The organism is Pseudomonas sp. NFR16 (assembly GCF_900108875.1).
Taxonomy (GTDB): Bacteria; Pseudomonadota; Gammaproteobacteria; order Pseudomonadales; family Pseudomonadaceae; genus Aquipseudomonas.
This window is the reverse complement of record NZ_FNYJ01000007.1, coordinates 266,670-293,473: the sequence shown is the minus strand read 5'-3', so window position 1 is coordinate 293,473 and position 26,804 is coordinate 266,670. Positions and strand designations below refer to the sequence as shown.

Genomic DNA, 26,804 nt, shown 5'->3' with positions numbered 1-26,804 from the left:
CGATTTTCCAGCTATTTCGATAAGAACTGCTTATGGATTTCCGCCAACTGCGTTATTTCGTCGCGGTGTACGAAGAAGGCCACGTCGGACGCGCCGCCGAGCGACTTTCCTTGTCGCAGCCTGCGCTCTCACAGCAGATTCGTCTGCTGGAGCACAGCCTCGATGTCAGCCTGTTCGAGCGCAGCAGCAAGCGCCTGTTGCCGACGCTGGCCGCGCACACCTTGTACAACCACGCAGTGCCATTGCTCGAAGGCATGCAACGGGCGCGCGAGGCGTTGCGCAACTTCAAGGGACAATCCCAGCGCACCCTCGCCATCGGCGTTCTACAGACCGTGCATTCGAGCCTGGTGCCGCAGATGCTCGAGCGCGTGCGCCAGGCGCAGCCGCATCTGGTCGTGCAGATTTACGAGTTGAGCGGGATGGAGATCGAACGTCGATTGCTCAACGGATCGCTGGACATCGGCATCAGCTACTTGCCGCCGCGCCAGCCTGGCCTGCACGGCCTGTTGCTGTATGAAGACGAACTCAAGCTGGTGGTGCCAGCCAATCATCCGTTGCGGGAATTCAAAAAGGTCTCGATGAGCCAGGCCGCTGAACTGCCGATGTTACTGCTCGGTGAGGAGTTTCAGGTGCGGCAGATCTGGCAGGCGCAGTTGAGCAATCTCGGCCGACGGCCTCACGTACAGGCTGAACTGAACAACATGGCGGGGATCCTCGACAGCCTTGCACACACCCGACTTGCGACCGTGCTGCCGGGGCGCGCGCAGGATATTCAGGACAACGATGACTTGCTGTGGAAACCCATCAGCGAACCCAGGGTGCCGTTGCAGGTAGGCCTTGTTTACCGTGATGCTCAGCGCCAGCAGGCGACGTTGGAACTGCTGCAGTCGGTGCTCGACGAGGTGGTGAATGCCGGCCCGGGCGATGCAAAAGGGAGGTAGCCAACCTGACGGAAAACTTTCTGGAATGCAGATAAAAGAAAACCCCGCCTAGGCGAGGTTTTCCAGACTGTTTCCCTTTGACTTCCCTTTCTTCCCGCCGTCCTGGCAGGCATTCCCTACGTGTCCGTGTTATCTGTTTGCGCATCCTGCGCTACGTCCATGTGAAGTAGATTATCTTTGGATCCATAAGCCGTATAGAGGCGAAATGTCGGCACGTCATGTAAGCAAAAGCTTACATGCCGTCTACAGGAGTCAGAACTGCGAAGCGTCCAGCAGATACAACGATTCGCTACCCGCGCGCACCGACGCGGCCAGCGACTGGATCCTAGGTAGCAGACGCGCGAAATAGAACCGCGCCGTGCCAAGTTTGCTGACGTAAAAGTCTTCCTGCGCCTCCTTACCGAGGGCGGCCTTGGCCGACATCGCCCACATGTAGGCATAAGCCGTGTATCCGAACACATGCAGATACTCGACAGACGCGGCGCCGATTTCATTCGGATTGCTGCGCGCGCGATCCAGCACCCAGTCGGTCAATTCATCCAGCGTCGTCAGCGCAGCACTCAGCGGCTTGGTGAATTCAGCAAGCGAGCTGTCGGAAGCAGCGATGAACTGGCGTACTTCTTCGGAAAACAGCTTGTAGTACGCGCCACCGCTGGCGACGACCTTGCGACCCAGCAGGTCCAGCGCCTGAATGCCGTTGGTGCCTTCGTAAATTTGGGTGATGCGCACGTCGCGAACCAGTTGCTCCTGGCCCCACTCGCGGATGTAGCCATGACCACCGAACACCTGCTGGCCGTGCACCGTGGTGTCCAGCCCCATGTCAGTGAGGAAAGCCTTGGCTACCGGTGTCAACAGCGCCACCAGCGCATCGGCACGCTGGCGGACCTCGGCGTCTTCGCTGTACTTGGCGGTGTCCAGTTGCAGCGCCACGTACGTCGAAAAAGCACGACCGCCTTCGTTCAGCGCCTTCATTGTCAACAGCATGCGACGCACGTCGGGGTGCACGATGATCGGGTCGGCGATGGTGTCTTTCGACTGCGCTCCAGTCGGTGCCCGGCTCTGCAAACGATCGCGCGCGTACTCGATGGCATTCTGGTAAGAGCGCTCGCCTGATGCCAGGCCTTGAATACCCACGCCCAGGCGCTCGTAGTTCATCATCGTGAACATCGCGGCAAGCCCCTTGTTCGGCTCGCCAATGAGATAGCCTTCAGCCTGGTCGAAATTCATCACACAGGTCGCCGACGCCTGGATGCCCATCTTGTGCTCGATCGAGCCGCAGGAAACGGTGTTGCGCTCGCCCAGACTGCCATCGTCGTTGACCAGGAACTTGGGGACGAGAAACAGCGAAATTCCCTTCGGCCCCGCCGGAGCATCAGGAAGTTTGGCCAGCACCAGGTGAATGATGTTTTCGGTGAGGTCGTGTTCGCCGCCGGTGATGAATATCTTCGTGCCACTGATCTTGTAGGCACCATCGGCCTGAGGTTCGGCCTTGGTGCGGATGATGCCCAGATCGGTACCGGCATGAGCTTCGGTCAGACACATGGAGCCGGCCCAGATTCCGGCGTACATGTTCGGCAGGAACTTGTTCTTTAGCGCTTCGCTGGCGTGGGTGTTAATCGACACGCACGCCCCGGAGGTGAGCATCGGATAGAGACCGAAGGCAAGGCTTGCGGAGTTGACCATCTCCTCGACCTGCGCCGAGACCGCCTTGGGCATGCCCATGCCGCCAAATTCCGGATTGCCGCCCACGCCGACCCAGCCACCTTCGGCATACGTGCCGTAAGCCTGAACGAAGCCTGCAGGCGTCGTCACGACTGTGTCGTTCCAGTGACAGCCTTCTTCATCGGCTGCGCGGCTCAACGGCGCGATGGATTTGCCAGTGACCTTGCCGGCCTCTTCGAGGATGGCTTCAACGGTTTGTGCATCTACCGCTTCGGACAACTCGGGCAGTTGCGCCCAGAGTCTGGAGACTTCGAACACTTCATTCAGAACGAAGCACATATCGCGCAAGGGCGCTTTGTAGTCAGCCATGGCAAACCTCGTTAACGGCAGCAGAACCTGGGAAAAAGCAACGCCGCAATGCTTTTGCGGCGTCCATGTGTCAGTGAATCCAGTGTACAGGAACACCATTTGAGACACATAGGGTCAAGTAGTGACTATTAACTCATATACGGTCACGCAATTCGTGCAGAAAAAAAGAAGGCCTTCACCCCTCGGTGAAAGCCTTTGATTGCTAACAGAATTGCAGCGGAAATCAGCTCGCTGCCGCCATCCGGACTGCGCCACGCTTGTTCGTCTGACCGTGCGCAACGACGCAATTTCGACCCGCTCCCTTGGCGGCATAAAGCGCCTGGTCGGCCGCCTTAAGCACTTCTTCCGGGTTGCGATGCTCCGGCAGGCGCTCAGCCACACCCATGCTCACCGTGACCGAAACAGTCGACGCCTGGGAACCGGCCCGACGCTGACGACCCTGCTGATCGTCATTGGGTCGGTTTTCCTGGTTACGCAGGTGAATCTGATAGCCGGCAATGGTTTCGCGGATGACCTCAAGGTGCGGCATGCACTCTTCCAGGGTCTTGCCGGCGAACACGATGGCAAACTCTTCGCCTCCGTATCGGTAGGCTCGCCCGCCGCCGTTGGTGATTCTCGACAGCTTGCTGGCGACCAGGCGCAACACCTGGTCACCGACGTCATGGCCGTGGGTGTCGTTGAATTTCTTGAAGTGATCGACGTCGCTCATCGCCAACACATAGTTGCGTCCCAGCCTCTGCATGCGCTCGTTAAGCGCGCGTCGTCCCGGCAATCCGGTCAGCTCATCGCGAAACGCCATCTGGTAAGCCTCGTGCGCGACCGCCGAGGCGATCATGAGCATCACCTGGCTGCACATGATGTTCAGCGTGAACGGCAGAATGAACGTCTTCGGCAATGCCCAGAACAGTCCCAGCAAACCAACCAGTTGAGCGGCGTGCAGCGGGCGGGGCTTGCGCAGGTACTGGGTGATCAGCACGGCAAAGGCGATGAGAAACGTCGCATACGACAACTGGATCAAGCTCATCCATTCGCCATGCAACGCAGGCCAGCGGATGTCCGCCAGCCAGGCCAGGAGACTCTCCGGAAAGCTTTGCTCAAGCCCCAGCGCCACGCTGCCGACCGCCACCAGGACAGCCAATCGGGCGACCAGATCCTGAAACAGATGCGTGCGTTCTTCCCAGGCGGCGAAAAGTCCGAACATCACAGGCAATAGCAGGCAGCAAAGATGAAACACGACCGCGGCGTCCTCGCGGACTTTGCCGTTGTCGCGGTAGTAATCCGTCTGGGTATCGAGCAGGAAATAGGCGATGTACACCGTGTTCATCAGAAACAGCTCACGCTGGCGCTTGTACACGCCGCAGTAAGCGCCGCCGAGCAAGAGCACCAGGGTGGGAAGTACGTTGAAAAGAGAGGTGAAGAACACATTGAGGTCCTTCACGTACGCAGCCGCGAGTCCGGCGAACAGCAGGGCCAGAGACGGTAAAAAGTGGCTGAGACGAGCGGCGGAAGGGCGCAGCAAGAGGACTATCTCCTACCCGTATGAAGCGAGTGCAAATCAAATGGCATTGTGCCTGTATCGGCCATGTTACCTATTTGATGAGAAGAAAATGAGAAATTGATCACTTTTCTGACGCCTGTAAACCGGCGCACGTTGATGCGGTTGCCCGCCCGGTTTCGCGCTCGACGTAGAAGTCGTCGTCGACACAACACAGACGCGATTTAACCGGAGGACCTGAACCACGACCGCAGGCCAGGCCACGCGCCTGCAGAGTCAAGGTGAAGCGCTAGACGCAAAAAAGCCGCTTGCTTCGAAGAACAAGCGGCTTTGAGGGAAAACCAGCCGGTGAATCAGTAAGCCAGGCCGAAATGCTCTTCGTTCATGTCCATCAGGTTGTTGGCACCCGACAGCATGGCCGCCACGTGAGTGCGGGTACGCGGCAGGATGCGCTGGAAGTAGAAGCGCGCAGTCTGGAGCTTGGCGGTGTAGAACGCTTCTTCGGTAGTGCCGGCTGCCAGTTTCTCGGCAGCGACGCGCGCCATGTCTGCCCAGAAATAGGCCAGACATACGTAACCGGAGAACATCAGGTAATCCACCGAGGCGGCGCCGACTTCTTCACGGTCTTTCATGGCCGCCATGCCGACCTTCATGGTCAGTTCGCCCCACTCTTTGTTCAGCGCAGCCAGCGGCGTGACGAATTCGTTCACCGCTTCGTTGCCTTCCTGCGACTGGCAGAACTTGTGCACGATCTTGGTGAAGCCCTTCAGCGCTTCGCCTTGGGTCATCAGCACTTTACGACCCAGCAGGTCCAGTGCCTGAACACCAGTGGTGCCTTCGTACAGCATCGAAATACGGCTGTCGCGGACGTTCTGCTCCATGCCCCATTCGGCGATGAAACCGTGGCCACCATAGATCTGCACGCCATGGTTGGCGGACTCGAAACCGACTTCGGTCATGAAGGCCTTGGCAATCGGCGTCATGAATGCCAGCAAGCCATCGGCCTGCTTCTTGGCGTCGGCGTCTTCGCTGTATTTGACGATGTCGACCTGCTTGGCAGTGAAGTAAACCATCGCGCGAGTGCCCTCGGCGAATGCCTTCATGGTCAGCAGCATACGACGCACATCAGGGTGAACGATGATCGGGTCAGCGGCCTTGTCCGGAGCTTTCGGGCCGGTCAGCGAACGCATCTGCAGGCGTTCACGCGCGTATTTCAGGCCGCCCTGAAAGCCGATCTCGGCGTGGGCCAGACCCTGCAACGCGGTCCCCAGACGTGCAGTGTTCATGAACGTGAACATGCAGTTCAGACCTTTGTTCGGCGGGCCGATCAAGAAGCCGGTCGCACCGTCGAAGTTCATCACGCAGGTGGCGTTGCCGTGAATGCCCATCTTGTGTTCCAGCGAGCCGCAGGCAACAGCGTTGCGCTCGCCGACACTGCCATCGGCAGCCGGCAGGAACTTGGGAACGATGAACAGCGAGATGCCTTTGGTGCCGGCAGGCGCGTCGGGCAGGCGGGCCAGCACGATGTGGACGATGTTATCGGCCATGTCGTGTTCACCGGCGGAGATGAAAATCTTGGTGCCGGACACTTTGTAAGAACCATCAGCCTGTGGCTCGGCCTTGGTGCGCAGCATGCCAAGGTCAGTGCCGCAGTGAGGTTCGGTCAGGCACATGGTGCCGGTCCACTCGCCCGACACCAGTTTGGTCAGGTAAGCCTCTTGCTGCTCAGGGGTGCCGTGCTCGGAGATGGTGTTCATCGCGCCATGGGACAGGCCTGGGTACATGCCCCACGACCAGTTGGCTTCACCGACCATTTCGCTGACCGCAAGGCCCAGCGACTCGGGCAGACCCTGACCACCATGGGCAACGTCGTGCGCCAGACTCGGCCAGCCGCCTTCGACGAACTGCTTGTACGCTTCTTTGAAACCGGTCGGCGTCTTCACGCCGGACTCGCTCCAGGTGCATCCTTCGGTGTCGCCGACCCGGTTCAGCGGGGCCAATACCTGCTCACAAAACTTGGCGCCTTCCTCGAGAATGGCGTCAACCATGTCAGGCGTGGCGTCCTGGCATGCTGGCAGACTCTGATAGTGCGCTTCGTAGCCGAGCAGCTCGTCACGAACGAAGCGAATATCACGCAAGGGGGCCTTGTAGTCAGGCATAGCGATAAACCTCTGCTGATGAATTCTGGATTTATATGACCGTTCGGTCACTGCGGGGCATGGCCCCTGCCACCGGAATTCTTGTTTGTCCGGCGGTCAAACAGGTGTTTGAAACATACGTTTACGCCTAAACCTTGTCAAGGGTGCGTCACGAACCTTTCATCGTCGGCGCGCGCAGAGGCGCCCGCGGCACCACGTAGCGCTGAAGGGGTGTGGATTGAGTCTAGTTGAGCAGGCGTTGAAGACGGCCGTCAGACGACCGCGATTCGGACGGCTGATAGGGTGTTATTCAGAAGGGAAGCGCAACGCAAACGTGCGCCGAAGCGCACGTCAGGAATCAGAGGGTGAACCGGTCAGGCGTAGGTATCGATCAGCGTGCCGAGCATTTCATCGCTGGCTTTTTCGACTTTGACGCCCGCCTGAACCTGAATCCGGCCTTGGGTCAGCTCGACGATATTGGTGGCCATGTCCGAAGCGGGCGGACGATCGACAGCGCGCAGGCGTTCGAGCTGGAAGTCCGAGGACTGGGTGCGGCCAGACACTTCCGTGCCAGGGTTTGCCAGTTGGGTGGCAGCCTGATCGACACGGTCCTGACCGACCTGAATTGCGCTCAGGCCTGGGTACAGGGTGTTGTTCAGTGAGATTTGCATGACCACGATCCTCTGTTCATAAAGCGAACAGTCAGCATTGAACCAGACGAACCAGCAAAACGCCCGTCAAAAACCATAATGGCAACAGGCCTTCTAATAGAGCGTGCTCGCCATTTCCACGACGTTACCGCGTAGCAACCGGTGACAGGTTGTGCCTGAAGATGGTGCATCGCGACACATTCGCTCATACAACCATAACCGCTCCATGCCCCGCCTGCCTTCGCCATCCGCGTGAACTGTGCTGTGGCGCACATCCTGCATCTTTTGCCGAACCGATCCCCATGGAACAGCTGTCGATCGCCCATGCGCCCAAAGGAACTGAAACACTGGACCACCGCAATCGCCCACCTTCTCGACCTTCCGGCCGGCGGTGCGCGACTGGCCGGGTTGAGCCAGTGGTTGAGGCAGATCGCGCCTGTCGACCATTTCGTTCTGTTCGTCTACGAGGGCAACCATCGGCCACTTGCCCTGTTTGACACCTTTGCGCCGGACAAGCGCAGGGTTTACGTCGACGACTATCAGGTCGGACCCTACCTGCTCGACCCGTTCTACCTCGCGTGTACGCGCAAGCAGGCGCCCGGTCTATGGCGCCTGCGGCAATTCGCGCCCGATCACTTCTACCTCAGCGAGTATTACCTGGCGTACTACCAGCAGACCGGACTTGCGGAAGAAGTGGCGTTTTTCGTCGACCTGGGTGGCGACGCGATGGCCGTGCTGTCGCTGATGCGCGCGACCGCCAGTTCGGCGTTCAGCCGCGATGAGTTGCAGCTGATGGAATGCGCGCAGGCAATCGTCGAACACGTCATCATCGACACCTGGCGGCTGCACCGCGCCGAGCAGCCTCGCTCACCGCAAGATCTGGACTACAAGGTGCACGCAGCTTTCGATCATTTCGGTGATCACATTCTCACTGGCCGCGAGCAGGAAATCGTCCGCCTGTTGCTGCGCGGCCACTCCAGTGCGTCGGTAGCAGAACAACTGGTCATCAGCCCGGGCACCGTCAAAATCCATCGCAAAAACATTTACGCCAAACTGGGCATCGGCAGTCAGGCCGAACTGCTGGGGCTGTTCATTCGCGAACTGACAGGCCCGGACATTGCTGTCTCAGCCTGACCCGGCACCCGCACCCGATACGACCTCTATCCCCGAAGGGATATATACAGCGCAAAACAGCGATTGTTAGTTTGGCTTCCATTGCAGCGACCCATGCACTGGAATGCGAGAGCCAACAATGAGTGACAATCGCCACGAAAACGATATCGAGTTCTGCAACGTAGAGAAGCACTACGGGAACCTGAAAGCCGTCAACAACTTGAGTTTCCAGGTTCGGCGCGGCACCTTCCATTCCTTCCTCGGCGGCTCGGGCTGCGGCAAGACCACCACCCTGCGCATGATTGCAGGCTTCGATCAGCCCACCCTTGGCGAAGTGCGTCTGGCAGGCAAGAACGTCGCGGGCGTGCCGGCCTATCAACGCCCGGTCAACATGGTGTTTCAGCATTACGCGCTGTTCCCGCACATGACGGTGTCGCAGAACATCGCCTACGGTTTGCGCTACCTCACACCTCGTCCGGACAAGAAAGAACAGCAGCGCCGCGCCGATGAAGCGTTGGAAATGGTGCGGCTTTCAGGACTCGGGCATCGCAAGCCCAGCGAGCTGTCCGGCGGCCAGCAACAGCGCGTGGCCCTCGCCCGCGCGCTGGTCAATAAACCGACCGTTCTGCTGTTGGACGAACCGCTCGCGGCGCTGGATCGCAAGCTGCGCAAGGAGATGCAATCCGAACTGCTGCGCCTGCAACGTGAAGTCGGCATCACGTTCGTGCTGGTCACCCACGATCAGGAAGAGGCGCTGTCCATGAGCGACAGCATCAGCGTCATGCACAGCGGCTCGATCATCCAGACCGCGTCCCCCGAACAACTCTACGAAGCCCCGGCCACGCGCTACGTGGCTGACTTCATCGGCGAATCCAACCTGTTCAGCGGCACCGTGCGCCACGTGCAGGGCAACTCGGCGCTGTTGCGCACCGCTCAGGGCATTGAACTGAGCAGCCCGCTGACACCCAACGGCTTGCCATTGAGCGCCAATAGCGAAGGCTGCATCGCGGTGCGTCCGGAGCTGATCGACATCGCCGCCCAAGGCAGCCTGCAGGGCCGGGACGTGACGCTCGACGGCTGCGTCGAAGACCGTATCTATCTGGGCAACATCACCGAATACCGCGTGCGCACACAGCCCTTCGGCATCGTTTGCGTGCGGGTGGCACGTCAGCAAGGCGCGAGTGGTCAGGGCAGTTTCGATCACGCCGGGTTTGAACACGGCGCAGCCGTGCAGGTGGGCTGGAACAACGCCAGCGGCCTGGCCATGGCGCTGTAGCGACTTGAGCAACGAGCAAAGCCACTCTAACGATTGAATCACTTATCAGACGGGGAGAATGCCATGGACCAGAAGACCTTTATCAAGACGATGCGCAGCTGGCAGAACGGCTCTATCACGCGCCGCGACTTCCTGGGACGCACCGGTCTTGGCATTGCCGCCGCGGTGGTGGCCACCAACATGCCCGGCCTGCTGGCCGGCAGTCCGGACGCCAGCGCACTGGGTGCCGAGAAGAACATCGGCGACCGCCTTGGCCTGGCGACCTGGCCGAATTATCACAGCCAGGAAAACCTCGATAACTTCGCCAAGACCACCGGCGCGCGCGTGGCGATGAGCGTGTTCGGCTCCAACGAAGAGATGCTCGCCAAACTGCAGGCAGGTGGCAGCGGCTGGGACGTACTGGTGCCGACCAACTACACCATCAGCACCTACGTGAAGCTGGGCCTGATCGAGCCGTTGGACCTGGCACGCATTCCCAACTTCGACGCCTCGGCTTTTCAAGAGAAGTTCATGGCCCAGGGCACAGTCGATGGCAAGGTTTACGCGGTGCCGAAAAACTGGGGCACTACCGGCATGGCTTACGACAGCGCCAAGCTCAAGGCCAAACCGACGTCGTGGAAAGAGTTCTGGGCGATCGCCAAGGATCAGGCTGACGGCCGCACGATGGTTCACGATTACCAGCTGACCGCCATCGGCAACGCCCTCAAATCCTTTGGCTACAGCTTCAACTCCCTTGACCCGAAAGAACTGGCCGACGCGGAGAAACTGCTGATCGAGGTCAAGCCTCACCTGTTCGCGATCAACTCCGACATTCAGCCGTCCATGCGCAGCGGCGACGCCATTCTGGCGATGTCCTGGACCGGCGATGCCTCGCAACTGCATCGGGACATTCCGTCGATGGTTTATGCCCTGGGCAAGGAAGGCGGCGAGCTGTGGAGCGACTTCTTCGCGATCCCCAAAAGCGCCGAACACAAGGATGCCGCCTACGCGTTCATCAATTACCTGCTCGACCCGCAGCACAACAAGCTGGAAGTGCTGAGCCACGGATACCCCAGCGGTGACAAGCGCGTCGATGCCCTGCTGCCCAAAGAGATGCTCAATGACCCGATCATGTACCCGGCCGCCGAGCAATTGAGCCCGCTGGAATTCGGTGCCGCCGCGACCCTGACAAGTCCGTTGCGCGCCGAGTTGATGGCTCGCTTCAAGTCCGCCTGATCGATCGCCCGAGCAACCGTCTTGAGCCATGAGGAACCGTCCATGGATGCCGCCATCAATTCGGCCCGGCACGCCGAGAGCAGCGCCGCAGACGCTGAAAGCCAACTCGCGCAGAACAAGCGGCGCAGTCTCGCGCGACGCATCACGTTGCTGATGCTGCTGCCATCGACCTTGTGGTTCCTGCTGCTTCTGGTGATGCCGCTGGTGATCATTCTGGTCTTCAGCTTTGGCGAGCGCAGCGCCGTCGGCGGCTATGCCGGCGGCCTGACGCTGGCCAACTACTTCAATCTGGGCTCACGCGCGGCAGCGTTCAGCAATACGCTGGTGCTGGCGCCGCTGGGTACGCTGATGTGCCTGCTGGCAGCGTATCCGCTGGCCTATTTTCTCGCGGTCAAGGCAGGGAAGAACCGGTCGTTACTGCTGACGCTGGTGATCGTGCCGTTCTGGACCAGTTTCCTGATTCGCACCTACGCGTGGATTTTCATCCTCAGCGGCAAGGGCATTCCTGCCTTGCTGGCGAGCGTCGGTCTGGATGACGTTCGCCTGATCAACACGCCGTACGCGGTGCTGATCGGCATCGTCTACGGCTATCTGCCGCTGATGGTTTTCCCGATTTACGTGAGCCTGGAAAAACTCGACAAGCGCCTGCTTGAAGCTTCAGCGGATCTGGGCGCCAGCGCCTTCGAGAGCTTCCGGCGGATCACACTGCCGCTGTCAGCGCCGGGAATCATCACTGGAGTCATGCTGGTGTTCATCCTGCTGATGGGGGAGTTTCTGATCCCGGCCGTGCTCGGTGGCGGCAAGGTGTTCTTCGTCGGCAACGCACTGGTGGACCTGTTCCTGCAATCGCGCAACTGGCCGTTCGGCAGCGCACTGGCGATGACGCTGGTGGCGATCATGCTGGTGATCATCGGCGTCTATCTCAAACTGGTCGCCCGCTTCGGCGGAAAACCTGGCGAAGGAGCGCTCTGACATGTGGCTGCGCACGTACTCCACCTCGCTGTACCTGTTTCTGTATTTGCCCATCGCGCTGATCATGCTGTTCAGCTTCAACGCCGGACGCAGCGGTCTGGCCTTCGAATGCTGTTCGGTGCAGTGGTTCGGCCGGGCGTTCAGCAACCCGTTCATCATGGAAGCACTGGGCAACAGCGCATTGATCGCCACGTGCTCGGCGGTATTGGCGACACTGTTCGGCACACTCGCGGTCTTCGGCCTGCAACGGGCCGGCAGCAAGGCGCGTCTGGTGTTCGATGCATTGACCTACTGCGCGATCATCATTCCCGGCATCGTCATCGGCATCTCCACGCTGATCGCCTTCATCAGCGTGTTCGACGTGCTGAACCCGCTGCTGGCGCAGTTGATGCCGAGCATGCCCAGGCTGAACATGGGCTTCTTCACAGTGGTCGCCGCACACTCGCTGTTCACCATGGCGTTGGTGATGGTGATCGTGCGCAGTCGCGTTGACTCACTCGACAAAGCGCTGCAGGAGGCGTCCGCCGACCTGTACGCGCCACCGCTGGAAACCTTCTGGCGCGTGACGCTGCCGCAGATCACCCCGGCGATCATGGCGGGCTTTCTCCTGGCGTTCACCTTCAGCTTCGACGATTTCATCATCGCCTTCTTCGTGGCAGGGCCTGAAACCACGCTGCCGATTTACATCTTCTCGTCCATCCGGCGCGGCGTCACGCCGGAGATCAACGCCGTTTCGACCGTGATCATCTGCGCTTCGCTGGCGCTGCTGTTCACCTCCCGTCATCTGCAGAATCGCCGCACAGGAGCCTCACATGCGTGATCAGTTGTACATCAACGGCGAGTGGGTCAGCCCCGACCTTGGCGGCTATCTGGACGTCATCGATCCGGCGACCGAACAGACGCTGCAACGGGTCTCGGCCGGCACGGAGGAAGACATCGATCATGCCGTGCGCGCCGCACGCCGCGCGTTCGACAGCGATTGGGGGAAGTCCACCGGCGCCGAGCGCGCGACCTGGCTGGAAGCCCTGGCCGATGAGCTGCAAAGCTCGCAGGATGCGCTGGCGACGCTGGAAGTGCGCGATAACGGCAAGCCGCTGCCCGAAGCGCAATGGGACATTGGCGATGCGATTGCGTGCTTCCGCTATTACGCCGGTCTGGCCCGCGAGCTGGATGACCGACAGGATCAGCCACTGGCGCTGCCCGATGAGCGTTTTCGTTGCCGCGTTCGTCTGGAGCCCATCGGCGTGGCCGGCCAGATCATTCCGTGGAATTACCCGCTGCTGATGGCCGCGTGGAAAGTCGCGCCGGCACTGGCGGCGGGCGCCACGGTGGTACTCAAACCCTCTGAACTGACGCCGCTGACTGCTCTGGAACTGGCAGGCGCGGCAGATCGCATCGGCCTGCCCGCCGGAGTGCTCAATGTCGTGACCGGACTGGGCGCCGAGGCGGGAAGTCCGCTGACGCTGCATCCGGGCGTCGATAAGCTGGCCTTCACCGGCAGCGTGCCCACCGGGTCGAAAATCATGTCGGCTGCGGCGGGCGACATCAAAAACATCAGTCTTGAACTGGGCGGTAAATCGGCATTCATCGTGTTCGATGACGCTGACGTCGAGGCGGCGGTCGAGTGGATTCTGTTCGGGATTTTCTGGAATCAGGGGCAAGTGTGCAGCGCGACCTCCCGGCTGCTGGTGCAGGAGAACATTGCCCCACGCCTGATTGAACGGCTGGTGGACGAGACACGCAAAATCTCCATCGGCCAAGGCCTCGAACCCGGCGTATTGCTGGGCCCACTGGTGAGTCGGGGGCAGTACGAAAAGGTGCTGGGTTTCGTTGATCAGGGCAAAGCCAGCGGCGCCCGGTTGTTGACCGGCGGCAAGCGGCCAGCGCACCTGACCGAGGGCTACTTCATGGAACCGGCGATTTTCGATGAGCCCGCTGACAACAGCATTGTCTGGCGTGAAGAAATCTTCGGGCCGGTGCTCTGCGTGAAGCGCTTCAAGGACGAACAGCAAGCGGTGCAGATGGCCAACGCCAGTCGCTTCGGCCTCGCCGCAGCGGTCATGAGCGCCGACCCGGAAAGAGCGACGCGAGTCGCCAACCACCTGCGCGCCGGCATCGTCTGGGTCAACTGCTCACAACCCACGTTCGTCGAAGCGCCGTGGGGCGGGATGAAACACAGCGGCATCGGCAGGGAATTGGGTCAGTGGGGCCTGGACAATTATCTGGAGGTCAAGCAGGTGACCGAGTACATCAGCGACCAGCCTTGGGGCTGGTATTTGCAGCAGTGAGCTTACCCCCGATCTCGCTCCTGCCCCTAAATGCAGGAGCGTGGCTCGTCCCGCAGTTTCGCTTCTGTCTGTGAGCGTAGGAGCGTGGCTAGTCCCGCGGTTTCGCTTCTGTCTGTGAGTGCAGGAGCGTGGCTCATCCCGCGGTTTCGCTCCTGTCGGTGAGTGTAGGAGCGTGGCTTGTCCCGCGAACTGGCGCGAAGCGGCAGCAGAACCGGCGCACTGGCTGTGTCTGACACGCCGAGCTGCCTGGATTCGCTGCAAAGGCCCCGGCAGTTCGCGGAACATCCCCCAAGCGCGTTAATCCAGCAACTCCAGGTGCAGATGCTCGGCGATCATCTCCGCAGTGGCCTTCTTCATGTGCGGCACCCGGCCCAGGCAAGGGGCGGGCAGCCGCTCGGCCAGCGTGGCAAGGTTCTCCTCCAGACGTGAAGTCTTCGGATCGATAATGTTCGCCACCCAGCCCGCCAGTTGCAGCCCATCGTTGGCAATCGCTTCGGCCGATAACAGCGCGTGGCTGATACACCCCAGGCGCACGCCCACCACCAGAATCACCGGCAGCTTCAATGCGATGGCAAGGTCCGAGAGATTGGCCTGATCGGCCAGCGGCACGCGCCAGCCGCCCGCGCCTTCGATCAAGGTGAAATCGGCCTTTTTGCCGAGGATGTGTCGCATCGGGCCCAGCAATGACTGCACCGTCAATGCAACGCCTGCCTCGCGGGCGGCCAGGTGTGGAGCGATGGCCGGTTCGAAAGCGACCGGGTTGACCTCGTTATAGGTCAGTGGAATCGAGCATTCGGCCCGCAATGCGACGGCATCGGAATTGCGCAGCCCTTTTGGCTTCACGTCGCAGCCCGACGCGACGGGCTTGCCCGCCGCCGTGCTCAGTCCGGACTGTCGCGCCGCGTAAAGGAGTCCCGTCGCAATGGTGGTCTTGCCAACATCGGTATCGGTTCCCGTGATGAAATAAGCAACGCTCATCGTGGCGACCATCCGTTCAGATATTTCAAACTATTGCCTTATCACTATAGCGCCCACACGAACAGCGCTCGCTAACTCGGTCACTTTTTAAACAATCGATGGTTTTTCCAGCACGCCGTAGACGACCTGATAGGTCGCGGGCAGGCCTTCTTCCTGACGAAACGCCTCATAGGCCTGAATCAGCGCCTGAATCCTCGCCCTGCCGGTCAGCCCACCGGGACGACCAGGGTTAATGTTGTGAGCGCCCAACGCTTTTAACTCGTGGGTCAGGCTGCGAACGTCTGGATAATGCAGCACATGCGGTAACACATCGAGGCTGCGCACGTGCATTCCACTGGCGGCGCAGAGACGCTGGTAATCGTCGAAACCGCGGAAACGGTTGACGTGAACCATGCCGTCGACGGCCTGCCAACTGTCGCGCAACTCATACAAAGTCCCGAGACACAGGCTCGCGAAAGCGAAGACGCCGCCCGGCTGAAGCACGCGTTCGGCCTGCGCCAGTACCGCTGAAAAATCCGAACACCATTGCACCGCCAGGCTGGAGAACATCAGCCCGACACAGCCATCGCGCAAAGGGAGGTTTTCGGCATCGCCCGCCACGTAGTGTTGAGCGCCGCCCGATGGACGTGCATGTCGCAGCATGCCTTCGGCGATATCCAGTGCAACGCCTTCACCCTGAGCGAATCGCTCGGCCAGCACGCGGCTGAAGTAACCAGTGCCGCTGCCCAGATCCAGCCAGCGCGAGGGCGAAAGGTCCGGCAAACGCGACAGCAGTTCTGTGCCCACCGCACGCTGCAGGTCCGCCACGCTGTCATAGCTGGCCGCGGCTTTGGAGAAGGAGGCCGCCACCTGACGCTTGTCAGGGAGGTGGCTCTGGAGGGTCGCCTGTTGCTGTTTCACGGCTTTGAGCACCGCACAATGGGAAAGATCAGTCATCACCGGACTCATGTAGGAACGCCTGGACGGCCGCCGCCACGCCATGTGGATTTTCCAGAATGAACGCGTGGCTGGCCTGCTCGATGACACCGACCTCAATGTCGGGCAAAAGTGTCAGCAAATCTGCCGATGCTTCGGCCGGCACCAAGGCATCGAGCCCGCCGAACAGATGCAATTGCGGGCCACGAAACGCCTGCAACGCCGCACGCGTGTCCATCTGCTCGAGCAGTTTGAGGCCCTCGATCAAGCCACTGCTCGATCCATGCGGTGCGCCCGCCTTGAGTTGACGCGACAGGGCGCGCGGCTCTTCAGCGCCCTGCACGCACAGCAGACTGAAGCGTTTGAGGGTCGCTTCCGGATCGGACTTGCAGCCCGCAATGAATGCGTCGAAATCGGTCTGTGCCATCGCATTGGGCCACTGACTTCTGGCGACGAAACACACGTTGCTGGCGAACGTCGCCAGACCACAACACCGCTCGCCCCGCCGCGCGGCCAGCTCGGCCGCCAGCATGCCGCCCAGCGACCAGCCGCCGAGCCAGACGTTGTCGGCCAGCGTGGCGTCGAGTTCGTCGAGCCAGTCATAGAGGTCATCGTTGTCCAGGTCGGGCAACGGTTCTATTTCGACATGCAGATGTTCGTCCAGGCCTCGCAACGCCGCAGCCAGCGGCTCCAGCGGCGAAACGCCAAGGCCCCAGCCCGGCAACAGAATCAAACGGTCACGCATGATGTGGCTCCATCGACGCACTTTCCCCCAGCAGCGGGTAGCACTGCTCCAGTGCTTCCAACAATAGCTGCACCTGCGCGTGGCTGTGGGCGGCAGATAGCGTCACGCGCAAGCGTGCACTTCCGGAAGGAACAGTGGGCGGCCGAATGGCCGTCACCATAAGGCCGCGATCACGCAGCATCTGCGACAGGCGCAGGGCCCGGTCGCTGTCGCCGATAAGAATGGGCTGGATGGGCGTGAAACTGTCCATCAACTGGAGGCCAATCGCCTGCGCGCCTTCGCGGAACTGCTTGATCAGCGCTTGCAGATGCTCGCGGCGCCAGTGCTCGGTTCGCAGCAGTTCCAGGCTTTTCAAAGTGGCGCAGGCCAGCGCGGGTGGTTGGCTGGTGGTGTAAATGTATGGCCGGGCGAACTGGATCAGCGTCTCGATCAGCTCGTCGCTGCCCGCGACGAACGCCCCCGCGGTGCCGAACGATTTGCCCAGCGTACCGATCAGCACGGGCACGTCCTCCATGCTCAAGCCGAAATGTTCGACGATACCGGCACCGTGAGCGCCCAGCGGACCAAACCCGTGGGCGTCATCGACCATCAGCCAGGCGTTGCGCGCTTTGGCGACCTTCGCCAGCGCCGGCAGGTCGGCGATGTCGCCGTCCATGCTGAAGACGCCGTCCGTTACCACCAAGGTGTCGCCGACAGACTTTTGCAGCCGCGTGTTGAGGCTTTGCGGGTCGTTGTGCAGATAACGGGAAAACCGAGCGCCGCTCAGCAGACCGGCATCCAGGAGGGACGCGTGATTGAGCCGGTCCTCGAGCACCGTGTCGCCCTGCCCCACCAGCGCGGTGACCGTACCAAGGTTAGCCATATAACCGTTGGAGAACAGCAAAGCGCGCGGTCGGCCGGTGAATTCGGCCAGCGCTTCTTCGAGTTCGTAATGCGGGATGCTGTGGCCGATGACCAGATGCGACGCGCCGCCGCCTACACCCCAGCGCTGCGCCCCGGCTTTCCAGGCGGCGACCACCTCGGGATGGCTGGCAAGCCCCATGTAATCGTTGTTGCAAAACGCGAGCAGCGGTTTGCCATCGACCACGACTTCAGGGCCCTGCGGACTCTCCAGCAGCGGGCGATGGCGATAAAGGTGTTCGGCACGGCGGGCAGCGAGACGTGCGCTCAGATCGAAAGACATGCAGGCCTCGTGGTTAAGCAGAAAATGTGGGCCTGTAGGAGCGCGCTTGCTCGCGATACAGGTCTGTCTGCGCCATCTTGACCGACCGACACACCGCCATCGCCGGCAAGCGCGCTCCTACAAGGGATCCGCGTGCTGTCACACCGCCGCGTCGTAAAACATCTCGCTGCTCTTCTGTTCGATGAGCGCCTGTTCGATGGCCGCCTGGTGCACTTCATCCGAGTGCTCTTCGCGCGCTTCAGGCTGGATGCCCAGTCGCGAGAACAGCAGCATGTCCTTGTCGGCCTGCGGGTTGGCGGTGGTCAGCAGTTTGTCGCCGTAGAAGATCGAGTTGGCGCCGGCGAAGAACGCCAGGGCCTGCATCTGATCATTCATCGCCTCGCGACCTGCCGACAGGCGCACGTGGGACTGCGGCATCAGGATGCGCGCAACGGCCAGCATGCGAATGAAGTCGAACGGGTCGACGTCTTCGGCGTTGGCCAGCGGCGTCCCCGCGACCTTGACCAGCATGTTGATCGGCACCGACTCAGGATGCTCTGGCAGGTTGGCCAGTTGAATCAGCAGGTTGGCGCGGTCGTCCAGCGATTCACCCATGCCCAGAATGCCGCCCGAGCAGATTTTCATGCCCGCGTCGCGAACGTACGCCAGGGTCTGCAGGCGCTCGCTGTACGTGCGCGTGGTGATGATGCTGGTGTAGAAGTCCGGCGAGGTGTCGAGGTTGTGGTTGTAGTAATCAAGACCTGCCTCGGCCAGTGCCTTGGTCTGATCCTGATCCAGTTTGCCGAGGGTCATGCACGTCTCAAGCCCCATGGCCTTCACGCCTTTGACCATTTCCAGCACGTAGGGCATGTCCTTGGCCGACGGGTGTTTCCAGGCAGCGCCCATGCAGAAACGGGTCGAACCGATGGCCTTGGCGCGAGCAGCTTCTTCCAGCACTTGCTGGACTTGCATCAGTTTTTCTTTCTCAAGGCCGGTGTTGTAGTGCCCGGATTGCGGGCAGTACTTGCAGTCTTCAGGGCAGGCACCGGTCTTGATGGACAACAGGGTGGAGACTTGCACGCGGTTAGCGTCGAAATGAGCGCGATGCACGGTTTGCGCCTGAAACAGCAGGTCATTGAAGGGCTGTGTAAACAGAGCCCTGACCTCGGCTAAGGTCCAGTCGTGACGCAAAGTGGCATTGATGCTGGCGCTCATGGGCGGCTCCTTGATGTTTTTGAAGATGACCCGGGCGGTTTCGCACAAGCGGCAAAACCGTAAAGCCCACAGGCGCAACACGGATGTTCGGCATATTTAAGGAAGAGCCATGCGCTGTCAACCGCATGACAACTATCAGGTTTACATCTGGTTAAAAAGTGAACAGATGTGTTTATTGTGCGATGAACAAACGGACTCACCCCACGCCATCTGTATTGCCTGCGAGAGCGATCTGCCGTGGCTGATCGACCAGTGCGAACGCTGTGCCCTGCCGCTGCCGATGTCCGGCCTGATCTGCGCGCAATGCACCCGCCACTCGCCAGCATTCAACGAAGTGATCGTGCCGTGGCTTTACGACTTCCCCATCGACGCGCTGGTCACACGCTTCAAGCATCAGGGCAAATGGCCGCTGGGCCGATTGCTGGCGCAATTGCTTGCCCAGACGCTGCAACACCGTTTCGATGAAGGCCTTGGCCAACCCGACGTCATGATTCCCGTCCCCCTGGCCAACAAAAGATTGCGCCAGCGCGGTTACAACCAGGCGGCAATGATTGCTCACTGGCTTGGCGACGCGCTAAAACTTGCGGTCAGTGAAAAGCTGATCAAGCGCACGAAAGACACGCCAGCACAGCAAGGACTGGACGCCCGCGCCCGCAAACGTAACCTGCGCGATGCCTTTGTCCTGAGCGAACCTGCTGGAGTAACGGATCTGCATATAGCCCTGATCGACGATGTGCTGACCACAGGCTCGACGGCAGATGCCCTCGCCCGGTTGTTGATACAGGCGGGGGCGAGGAAGGTGGATGTGTATTGCCTGGCGAGAACGCCGAAGCCTGGTGATTGAATATTTCACGACGCGGTCAGCGGCGCAGCAATGTCCGCCTCTACTCCCTGAAAGTTTTCGTTGGACGAAGCTATTTGGCTATCAAGTACTCATGATCCGAAACACAAGAGATCGATATAACCAGAAGCAGAAAACCCCAGTGCTTTCGCATCTGGGGCTTCGGCAAACGCTGAAATCGGCCTATTCTTTCGGTTTCACCACCTTATCCTGCGCACGGGCTAGGGGAGCTTTCACACCGAAATCGATACCCCGTAGTCAAGGTTCCGGTCTGCATCGATGGCCGGAACTGTACCCATAAATCATGCTCGCGACCAATGCACCAATCGGCGAATGCATTCGGAATCAATGATGGGTCCCCGCTGCACCTACGCCTGTCGGCCGGCGGCAACATCTCGAAATTGGCAAACCAATTCTTTAGATAACACCGGAACTTTCCTGCCCCTAAAAAACAAGCCAAAACGTTTAAACCTCGATTTTAGCTATAGGAACTATCTGCCGTTGCCATCGGAAAAGCCTCCGGCATTGCGTGGACGTCTGTGAGTGCACCGACACTGTCGTCACGGAGTACTTAATAGCGAAACGTCACTCGTCGTTTCCAAATCCAAGTCTTAAAAGGATGCTGATATGACAATTACAACCGCTAAAGCTGTCCAACCCACCCAGACACTGTCGGCACAAGCACAGAAATTGCTGAGCAGCAAGAACAACGGCGGCGGTGGCCATTGCCAAGGTGGTGGTAGCTGGTAACACCGCTTCACAGCTGTCAGCAGCAATGCTGACAGCTTTAAAGAATGCGACTGCGAGGCCTTAATGAATAGATATGAAGACATTTCAGCAACGCTAACCCACAGCTTAAAAGCTCCCGAAACCGCAGTGAAAACACCCACACTGGAGAGTGCCGTTGAGTACATCAACAGCATGGATTTATCTCTGATACAGAAGAAAATATGCTCACATGATCGACTCCTTTGCAGAAAATGGTCTGCCGTGGAGGCTGAAATAGGCATCCAGTACTACCGAAATTTCTTGTTCATAAACAAAAAATACCAGGCACAATTTCCAGTCCTCCCCCCTATGCTGGAAGTCGATGAAATATGGCACCATCACATCCTCGACACGCGTCAATACATGAAAGACTGCTTAGGTATTTTCGGATATTACTTTCACCACTATCCCTACTTCGGTACTCGAAGCCAAGGGGACAAATCTAACCTTGGCACCGCATTCGAAGTAACACAACGACTTCATGAAATTGAATTCGGCAGCAAAATGCTGGATATCTGGGGCCATGAAATTGAACCATAGCAGCATCATAAAAAAATCACTGCCTGCTTTTTTTGGCGCCCGGCTGGCACCTATGCTCGGCGCATCTGCAGCTTTCTTGCTGGTGGCACACAAAAGTCCTGACGATCTGAGCCTGTTCGCCTACGTTCTGGCGGTGATGTCTGTCGTCTCGACCTGCTGTTCTCTTTTGTTTGCGACAACCGGAAACAAGGCCGCAGAACTGAGAGGAGACAAGCCCGCGCTTGAGAACTTTTTCTCGGGTGGTTTCACGTTAGCGTCGCTCGTTGCGTTCCTTGCATTTCTCGTATGCACAGCCGCCGCCTATCTGCTTGATGAAACTGAAAGCATAAAAAATCTGAACACCAACGCGTTCTGGAATCTTTCTCTCATCTACAGCTTTTCTATTCCTTTGTTGATCGTCAATTTTTTTTTACAATTATTCTTGGAAGCGACAGGTAAAGCCGCCATTTGCGCAAACCGAAAAATCGTTATAACTGCTGCAGGTTTCAGCGGATTGATCATCGGCTCTCTGTACGTCGACAGCGCCGCCTTCACCTACTACGCCATGTCGTATTTCTTCGTAGCTGAATTGCTGGCAACCCTGGCCTTCACAAACCTCATCAGGCACCAACGCTATCTTTGCTTCAGCCACGCCAAGCGGTTAATCAGTTATTTTGTACGATTTGGCACACCTATAGCCGTGGGCATGACCGGACAAAAATTATATTTTTACCTCTTATCAGAAAGGCTTCTAGGAATCGATATTCAACTGGTCGCTCAATTGTCTATCTGCATGACGCTTATCGGGCTTTTGATGATACCGTCATTAGCGCTTTCTCAAATTCACAGTCTTCAGATCAGCCAGCACCCGGAAAACTCGCGTGATTATTTCCTACGGAGTTTGTGGTGGGTTATCGGCCTGATGGCACTAAGCGCTGCTCTGCTTGCACCTTCAGCAAAGTATTTATTTATTCTGTTTGGAGGATCTCTCATCAGCTATAACGAGAATCTGCTTCATACGCTGATCGCTTTTCTGACGTGCAGCTCATTGCTCTCACTGGCCGTAGCCCATCTGCGGGCGAGAAACGAAACACTCGGCCCTCAACTATTAATTAGCTTTCTGATGCTCGCACTTCTCATCCCGGGACTTTACCTTTTTCCCTTCCTCAACCCCGGAATTGAAATTTTTCTGGGCTTGCAAAGCGCCACAGCGTTCACAGGGTTTCTGCTGCTGTGCTCAAGGATTTATCTGATTCACAGACGAGACCAAAATGGGCGGATTGACGCCGCGTAGCCGTACCACCGACAAGCGAATGCCTTACACTCGCGTCATCTGCCATCACCTGTACACACCTTCATGTCCCTACCACGCTCCCTCACCCAACAAATGGTCCGCCGCCCGCATCGCATTGCGCTGTTGCAGCACATCGCCGAGCAGGGGTCGATCACCCGCGCGGCGAAGAGCGCGGGGTTGAGTTACAAGGCAGCGTGGGATGCCATCGATGAGCTGAACAATCTGGCGCACAAACCCCTGGTCGAGCGTAGCGTTGGCGGGCGCGGTGGCGGCGGCGCGAAGTTGTCGGAAGAAGGCGAGCGGGTGTTGCGGCTGTATCAGCGTTTGCAGGCATTGCAGACGCAGTTGCTGGAAACGCCGGAAGAATCCAGCGATTTGGCGCTGCTCAGCCGTCTGATGCTGCGCACCAGCGCCCGCAATCAGTTGCACGGTCAGGTTTCGAGCATCACCCGGTTTGGCCGTAATGACATGATCGACCTGCAACTGGCGGGAGGACTGTCGGTCCAGGCCCAGATCACTCACGACAGCACCGTGCGCCTGGAGCTGGAAATCGGAACCGATGTCGTTGCGCTGATCAAAGCCAGTTGGCTGGAATTGTTGCCGCCGGACTCGACGGTAACAACTGGACACAATTGCCTGAATGGAAAGATCGAGGAAACTTTGCACGCCGAAGACGGCCCCTGCGAAGTCAGGATTGTGCTGTCGAGCGGTCAGACACTCTGCGCACTGGCTGAGAAAGACTCGCTCCACGCCCAGAAACTCGGCGCGGGCAGCGAGGTGAAGGTGCAATTCGCGCCCTCCTACGTGCTGATCGGCACCCCGCTTTGAGAGCTGCTGAAACGTCCTGTTACGCCATGACTGCCTTCATGCGGCTGACACAATAGCGTCATCCGGACTGCCTATGGTTTTGCAGAAAACCGCAGGAAGCCCGTGATGACGCTTTTAGAAGAACACCAGTCGACCGACCTCGAAAATCTTGTGCAACACCAGGCCACAGGGATTAGCCGCCGAGGCTTCATCAGCGCGGGCGCCCTGTGCGGCGCGGCGATGTTTCTGGGCGGCAATCTGCTCAGCCGCAGCGTCATGGCGTCGAGCGTCAGCGCAGGCAACAGCGCCCTGCTGGGCTTCGACAGCATTCCCGCAGCCACTGCCGACAGCATCAGCCTGCCGCCGGGTTACACCTCGTCCGTCCTGATCAGTTGGGGCCAGCCGCTGCACAATGGCGGGCCAGCCTTCGACCCCAGCGGCAAGGGCACGGCGAAGGCCCAGGAGCTGCAATTCGGTGACAACAACGACGGCATGAGCCTGTTCACCTTCCCGGGTGACAACCCCGACAACGCCCGGCGCGCGCTGATGGCGATCAACAACGAATACACCAACTACCGCTACCTGTTCGATCATGGCAAGGACCCTCAGTCCGCGGAAGATGTGCACAAGGCACAGGCCAGCGAGGGCGTATCGGTCATCGAAGTGAAGCGCGAAGGCGGGCAATGGCAATTCGTCCAAGGCTCGCGCTACAACCGACGTATTCACGGCAACACGCCGATTGCACTGGGCGGCCCGGCCGCAGGCCACGACTGGCTGAAAACCGCTGCCGACAAAACCGGCAAGACGGTGCTCGGCACCTTCCAGAATTGCGCCAACGGCAAAACGCCGTGGGGGACGTATCTGACGTGCGAAGAGAATTTCACCGACTGCTTCGGCAGCAGCGATCCCGCACAGCAATTCGACCCGGCAACCAAGCGCTACGGCATCGTCGCCGCCAGCAAGGAAGTCAACTGGCACCTGCACGATCCGCGCTTCGACATCGCGAAAAACCCTAATGAGCCGCATCGTCATGGCTGGGTGGTCGAAATCGATCCGTTCGATCCCGAATCCACGCCAGTCAAACGCACGGCGCTGGGTCGCTTCAAGCACGAAAATGCCGCGCTGACCGAAACCCGGGACGGCCGTGTGGTCGTGTACATGGGCGACGACGAGCGCGGCGAGTTCATCTACAAATTCGTCAGTCGTGACAAGGTCGATCACAAGAATCCCAAGGCCAATCGCAACATTCTCGATCACGGCACCCTTTATGTGGCGCAATTCGATGAAGGGGACAGCAACCCGGACCGCCCGAAAGGTCAGGGCAGGTGGATCGAGCTGACCCACGGCAAAAACGGCATCGATGCTTCGAGCGGCTTTGCCAGTCAGGCCGAAGTGCTCATTCACGCTCGTCTGGCCGCAAGCCAGGTGAAGGCTACACGCATGGACCGGCCGGAGTGGATCGTGGTCAGCCCCAAGGATGGCCAGGTTTACTGCACGCTGACCAACAACATCAAACGCGGCGACGAAGGGCAGCCGGTGGGCGGACCGAATCCGCGTGCGAAAAACCAGTACGGGCAGATTCTGCGCTGGCAGGAAGCCGGCTCGGACGCTGCCGCCATGTCCTTCGCCTGGGATTTGTTCGTCGTGGCTGGAAACCCGGGCGTGCACGGCGGCACGCCCCAAGGCGGCTCGGCAAACATCAACCCGCAGAACATGTTCAACAGCCCCGATGGCCTGGGTTTCGACAACGCCGGTCGTCTGTGGATTCTCACCGACGGCGACTCCAGCAATACCGGAGACTTCGCCGGCATGGGCAACAATCAGATGCTGTGCGCCGACCCGCAAAATGGTGAAATTCGCCGTTTCATGGTCGGCCCTGTGGGCTGCGAAGTCACGGGGATCAGTTTCGCGCCGGACCAGAAGGCGCTGTTCGTCGGCATTCAGCATCCCGGTGAGAACGGCGGCTCGACCTTTCCCGAGCATCTGCCCAACGGCAAGCCACGATCGTCGGTAATGGTGATCACCCGGGAGGACGGTGGGGTGATCGGCGCGTGACAGGCCGCCGATTGTAGCCGCCGCACCTGCAGGAGCGCGCTTGCCCGTCGTGCTGAGTGACATCCCACGGAAAGCGTGTGGATGCACGGGCCTCGTCATTCAGATGCGCCCGGCGCAAGCGCGCCGTTGCAGGATATGTGCAAGTTTTGTCCCGCTCTGCGTTACCATGACTGGCCCGACGCGGCAGCCTGCTGCGCGCAGGAGTTAGCATGGCCCACCCGTTTGCAACACTTACACCAGACCTCGTGCTGGATGCCGTCGAAAGCATCGGCTTCGTCAGCGATGCCCGTATTCTGGCCCTCAACAGCTATGAAAACCGGGTGTATCAGGTCGGCATCGACGAAGGCCAGCCGTTGATCGCCAAGTTCTATCGCCCCAACCGCTGGACCGACGACGCCATCCTCGAAGAGCACAGCTTCACCGCTGAACTGGCGGATGTGGAGATTCCGGTGGTCGCCCCGCTTGTCCATAACGGCCAGACATTGTTCGAGCACGCCGGCTTTCGCTTCACGCTGTTCCCACGCCGTGGCGGCCGCGCGCCGGAGCCGGGCAACCTGGACCAGCTTTATCGTCTGGGCCAACTGTTGGGACGTATTCACGCGGTCGGCGCCACTCGCCCCTTCCAGCATCGTGAAGCGCTTGGCGTGAAGAATTTCGGGCATGACTCGCTCAATTACCTGCTGGAAAACGACGTCATCCCTCGCAGCCTGCTGCCCGCTTACGAGTCGGTCGCCAAGGACCTGCTCAAGCGCGTCGAAGATGCCTACGCGGCCACTCCCCATACGAACATTCGCATGCATGGCGATTGTCATCCCGGCAACATGATGACCCGCGATGAGATCTTCCACATCGTCGACCTCGATGACTGCCGCATGGGCCCGGCGGTTCAGGATGTGTGGATGATGCTGGCGGGCGACCGTCACGATTGCCTGAGTCAGTTATCGGAGCTGATGGACGGCTACAACGAATTCCACGATTTCGACCCGCGCGAACTGGCGCTGATCGAGCCGTTGCGCGCCCTGCGTCTGTTGCACTACAGCGCATGGCTGGCCCGTCGCTGGGACGACCCAGCGTTCCCGCACAGTTTTTCCTGGTTCGGCACCGAACGCTATTGGGGCGATCAGGTACTGGCGTTGCGCGAGCAAGCTGCCGCACTGAACGAGGAGCCATTGAAGCTGTTTTGAACCCGCTGGTGCAGGTACTAAGTTGACCGCGATAGGCGGGACAGGCTCTTTCCCGGCTAAAGCCGGTCCTACGGACGCCGCATGTTCTGCGTGCTTTCCGTGGGAAGGGATTGGTCGAGAGACCGACCTTTAATCGCGAGCAAGCTCTAGCCTGCGCATCTCCAGCCTTTAACCTTATAAAAACGACTTGCCGAAGGACCTT

At 59.6% G+C, this 26,804-nt stretch carries 22 protein-coding genes; 13 read left to right on the top strand and 9 right to left on the bottom strand.

Translation table 11 applies throughout. From position 1 onward, the window contains the following. The first annotated feature begins 32 nt into the window (after positions 1-32). The gene (locus BMZ10_RS24655; protein WP_093468597.1) at positions 33-941 is read left to right on the top strand and encodes a LysR family transcriptional regulator; all 909 of its coding nucleotides are present in this window, start codon (positions 33-35) and stop codon (positions 939-941) included. Between the two features lie 252 nt (positions 942-1,193). Here BMZ10_RS24655 and BMZ10_RS24650 read toward each other — a convergent pair whose 3' ends face one another. From BMZ10_RS24650 to BMZ10_RS24635, 4 genes are all read right to left on the bottom strand, one after another. After that, complete coding sequence (locus BMZ10_RS24650) at positions 1,194-2,972, bottom strand: acyl-CoA dehydrogenase C-terminal domain-containing protein (RefSeq protein ID WP_093468594.1); 1,779 nt, start codon at positions 2,970-2,972, stop codon at positions 1,194-1,196. Between the two features lie 223 nt (positions 2,973-3,195). Further along, entirely contained in the window at positions 3,196-4,491 is a 1,296-nt protein-coding gene (locus BMZ10_RS24645; RefSeq protein WP_093468592.1) for a GGDEF domain-containing protein, read from the bottom strand. A 329-nt stretch (positions 4,492-4,820) separates the two neighbouring features. Then, the gene (locus BMZ10_RS24640; RefSeq protein ID WP_093468589.1) at positions 4,821-6,626 is read right to left on the bottom strand and encodes a phenylacyl-CoA dehydrogenase; all 1,806 of its coding nucleotides are present in this window, start codon (positions 6,624-6,626) and stop codon (positions 4,821-4,823) included. 353 nt (positions 6,627-6,979) lie between these two features. Further along, positions 6,980-7,276, bottom strand: a complete 297-nt coding sequence (locus BMZ10_RS24635; RefSeq protein ID WP_093468587.1) for a pyrroloquinoline quinone biosynthesis protein PqqE — start codon at positions 7,274-7,276, stop codon at positions 6,980-6,982. A gap of 303 nt (positions 7,277-7,579) precedes the next feature. Between BMZ10_RS24635 and BMZ10_RS24630 the strand changes: the two genes are divergently transcribed. The 6 genes from BMZ10_RS24630 (at position 7,580) to BMZ10_RS24605 (ending at position 14,119) form a co-directional block, all read left to right on the top strand. Beyond that, the gene (locus tag BMZ10_RS24630) at positions 7,580-8,389 is read left to right on the top strand and encodes a helix-turn-helix transcriptional regulator (RefSeq protein ID WP_093468584.1); all 810 of its coding nucleotides are present in this window, start codon (positions 7,580-7,582) and stop codon (positions 8,387-8,389) included. A 118-nt stretch (positions 8,390-8,507) separates the two neighbouring features. Then, positions 8,508-9,644, top strand: coding sequence for an ABC transporter ATP-binding protein (locus BMZ10_RS24625; protein ID WP_093468582.1), 1,137 nt, complete (start codon positions 8,508-8,510; stop codon positions 9,642-9,644). A gap of 63 nt (positions 9,645-9,707) precedes the next feature. Further along, positions 9,708-10,859: an ABC transporter substrate-binding protein gene (locus BMZ10_RS24620; RefSeq protein ID WP_093468579.1), complete on the top strand. Its 1,152-nt coding sequence runs from the start codon at positions 9,708-9,710 to the stop codon at positions 10,857-10,859. Between the two features lie 42 nt (positions 10,860-10,901). After that, complete coding sequence (locus BMZ10_RS24615; RefSeq protein WP_256214580.1) at positions 10,902-11,831, top strand: ABC transporter permease; 930 nt, start codon at positions 10,902-10,904, stop codon at positions 11,829-11,831. Position 11,832: 1 nt separating this feature from the next. Continuing rightward, entirely contained in the window at positions 11,833-12,651 is an 819-nt protein-coding gene (locus BMZ10_RS24610; protein ID WP_093468577.1) for an ABC transporter permease, read from the top strand. Continuing rightward, positions 12,644-14,119, top strand: coding sequence for an aldehyde dehydrogenase family protein (locus BMZ10_RS24605; protein ID WP_093468574.1), 1,476 nt, complete (start codon positions 12,644-12,646; stop codon positions 14,117-14,119). Before BMZ10_RS24610 ends, BMZ10_RS24605 begins: the two co-directional genes overlap by 8 nt. A 297-nt stretch (positions 14,120-14,416) precedes the next feature. Here the strand turns inward: BMZ10_RS24605 and bioD are convergent, their stop codons facing one another. The 5 genes from bioD to bioB all read right to left on the bottom strand — a co-directional run bounded on the left by bioD (position 14,417) and on the right by bioB (position 19,134). Further along, the gene (bioD, locus tag BMZ10_RS24600) at positions 14,417-15,097 is read right to left on the bottom strand and encodes a dethiobiotin synthase (protein ID WP_093468824.1); all 681 of its coding nucleotides are present in this window, start codon (positions 15,095-15,097) and stop codon (positions 14,417-14,419) included. Between the two features lie 87 nt (positions 15,098-15,184). Continuing rightward, positions 15,185-16,033: a malonyl-ACP O-methyltransferase BioC gene (gene bioC, locus BMZ10_RS24595; RefSeq protein ID WP_093468571.1), complete on the bottom strand. Its 849-nt coding sequence runs from the start codon at positions 16,031-16,033 to the stop codon at positions 15,185-15,187. Then, positions 16,026-16,757, bottom strand: coding sequence for an alpha/beta fold hydrolase (locus tag BMZ10_RS24590; RefSeq protein WP_093468568.1), 732 nt, complete (start codon positions 16,755-16,757; stop codon positions 16,026-16,028). The genes bioC and BMZ10_RS24590 overlap by 8 nt, the downstream gene beginning before the upstream one ends. Then, positions 16,750-17,940 carry an 8-amino-7-oxononanoate synthase gene (gene bioF, locus BMZ10_RS24585; protein WP_093468565.1) on the bottom strand — a complete coding sequence of 397 codons (1,191 nt, stop codon included), beginning with the start codon at positions 17,938-17,940 and terminating at the stop codon, positions 16,750-16,752. The genes BMZ10_RS24590 and bioF overlap by 8 nt, the downstream gene beginning before the upstream one ends. A gap of 138 nt (positions 17,941-18,078) precedes the next feature. Further along, the gene (bioB, locus tag BMZ10_RS24580) at positions 18,079-19,134 is read right to left on the bottom strand and encodes a biotin synthase BioB (protein WP_093468562.1); all 1,056 of its coding nucleotides are present in this window, start codon (positions 19,132-19,134) and stop codon (positions 18,079-18,081) included. A gap of 109 nt (positions 19,135-19,243) precedes the next feature. Here bioB and BMZ10_RS24575 point away from each other — a divergent pair, with 109 nt between their 5' ends. From BMZ10_RS24575 to BMZ10_RS24550, 6 genes are all read left to right on the top strand, one after another. Then, positions 19,244-19,978 (top strand): ComF family protein, encoded by a 735-nt coding sequence (locus tag BMZ10_RS24575; RefSeq protein WP_093468559.1) that lies wholly within the window; start codon positions 19,244-19,246, stop codon positions 19,976-19,978. A gap of 810 nt (positions 19,979-20,788) precedes the next feature. Next, positions 20,789-21,283: a glycine-rich domain-containing protein gene (locus BMZ10_RS24570; protein ID WP_093468556.1), complete on the top strand. Its 495-nt coding sequence runs from the start codon at positions 20,789-20,791 to the stop codon at positions 21,281-21,283. Next, complete coding sequence (locus tag BMZ10_RS24565; RefSeq protein ID WP_093468554.1) at positions 21,267-22,556, top strand: hypothetical protein; 1,290 nt, start codon at positions 21,267-21,269, stop codon at positions 22,554-22,556. The genes BMZ10_RS24570 and BMZ10_RS24565 overlap by 17 nt, the downstream gene beginning before the upstream one ends. Positions 22,557-22,619: 63 nt before the next feature. Beyond that, positions 22,620-23,384, top strand: a complete 765-nt coding sequence (locus BMZ10_RS24560; RefSeq protein ID WP_093468552.1) for a TOBE domain-containing protein — start codon at positions 22,620-22,622, stop codon at positions 23,382-23,384. 105 nt (positions 23,385-23,489) lie between these two features. Next, entirely contained in the window at positions 23,490-25,418 is a 1,929-nt protein-coding gene (locus BMZ10_RS24555) for a PhoX family protein (RefSeq protein WP_093468551.1), read from the top strand. Between the two features lie 209 nt (positions 25,419-25,627). Beyond that, positions 25,628-26,602, top strand: a complete 975-nt coding sequence (locus tag BMZ10_RS24550) for a serine/threonine protein kinase (protein ID WP_093468550.1) — start codon at positions 25,628-25,630, stop codon at positions 26,600-26,602. Positions 26,603-26,804: the final 202 nt, after the last annotated feature.